Raw genomic sequence first — 1,415 nt, 5'->3', positions numbered from 1 at the left:
TGACTCCTTGAGAGTCCTGAAGGAACGTTGAAGACGACGACGTTGATAGGTCGGGTGTGTAAGCGCAGCGATGCGTTGAGCTAACCGATACTAATGAACCGTGAGGCTTAACCTTACAACGCCGAAGATGTTTTGGCGAAGAGACAGAATTTCAGCCTGATACAGATTAACAGAATTTGCCTGGCGGCTTTAGCGCGGTGGTCCCACCTGACCCCATGCCGAACTCAGAAGTGAAACGCCGTAGCGCCGATGGTAGTGTGGGGTCTCCCCATGTGAGAGTAGGGAACTGCCAGGCATCAAATAAGAAGAACCCCGTACCGTAAGGTGCGGGGTTTTTTGCTTTTGTTTTCTCCCTCTCCTTGAAACTTTCTCACCTTAAGCTTGCAGACTCGACATTCATACCAATTCTGGGTATCGTTGGCTGTCTGGATGTCTAAACGTTTATACGTATGCTGTGAGGATACAAGGTTATGCCGATTCGGGTGCAGGACGAGCTACCAGCCGTCAATTTCTTACGTGAAGAAAACGTCTTTGTGATGACCACTTCACGCGCGACAGGTCAGGAAATTCGCCCGCTGAAGGTGCTCATCCTTAATCTGATGCCGAAAAAGATCGAAACAGAGAATCAGTTCCTGCGCCTGCTTTCGAACTCTCCGCTTCAGGTGGATATTCAGCTGCTGCGGATCGATGCCCGTGAGTCGCGTAACACGCCTTCTGAGCATTTGAATAACTTCTACTGTAACTTCGACGATATCCGCGAGGAAAACTTCGACGGACTGATTGTCACCGGTGCGCCGCTGGGCCTGGTAGAATTTAATGATGTCGCCTACTGGCCGCAGATCAAACAGGTACTGGAGTGGGCAAAAGATCACGTCACGTCCACGCTGTTTGTCTGTTGGGCAGTACAAGCTGCGCTGAATATTCTCTACGGCATCCCCAAACAAACCCGTACCGAAAAACTCTCCGGCGTATACGAACACCACATTCTTCACCCTCATGCCTTGCTGACACGCGGGTTTGATGATTCGTTCCTGGCCCCGCATTCGCGCTACGCCGATTTCCCGGCGCAGCTGATTCGTGACTACACCGATCTGGAGATCCTGGCCGAAACAGAAGATGGCGATGCTTACCTGTTTGCCAGCAAAGATAAGCGTATTGCCTTTGTAACCGGGCATCCTGAATACGATCCACACACCCTCGCGGCAGAGTATTTCCGTGATGTCGAAGCGGGTCTCAATCCGGATGTGCCGTATAACTACTTCCCGAAAAACGATCCTCAGAACAAACCGCGAGCCACCTGGCGCAGTCACGGGAATTTGCTGTTTACTAACTGGCTCAACTATTACGTCTACCAGATAACGCCATACGATCTGCGTCACATGAATCCGACGCTGGAGTAATCTTCTGCATAAAAC

General features: G+C 51.0%; 1 protein-coding gene and 2 rRNA genes. All 3 read left to right on the top strand.

The window, feature by feature from the left end:
• A 23S ribosomal RNA gene (locus tag APU11_RS14830) occupies nt 1-115 on the top strand; the annotation flags it as partial.
• Nucleotides 116-179: 64 nt separating this feature from the next.
• A 5S ribosomal RNA gene (gene rrf / locus APU11_RS14825) occupies nt 180-295 on the top strand.
• A 175-nt stretch (nt 296-470) separates the two neighbouring features.
• Nucleotides 471-1,400 carry a homoserine O-succinyltransferase gene (gene metA / locus APU11_RS14820; RefSeq protein ID WP_013095021.1) on the top strand — a complete coding sequence of 310 codons (930 nt, stop codon included), beginning with the start codon at nt 471-473 and terminating at the stop codon, nt 1,398-1,400.
• Nucleotides 1,401-1,415 lie beyond the last annotated feature (15 nt).

This window comes from Enterobacter sp. 50793107, assembly GCF_001463365.1.
In the GTDB taxonomy this organism is placed as follows: Bacteria; Pseudomonadota; Gammaproteobacteria; order Enterobacterales; family Enterobacteriaceae; genus Enterobacter; species Enterobacter cloacae.
Note: the sequence above shows the minus strand (reverse complement) of the source record. Positions and strands in the feature narration are given on the sequence as shown.

Bases quoted from the DNA above. Each gene is read 5' to 3' on its own strand.
- metA (WP_013095021.1), top strand. From the start codon at position 471: ATGCCGATTCGGGTGCAGGACGAGCTACCAGCCGTCAATTTCTTACGT.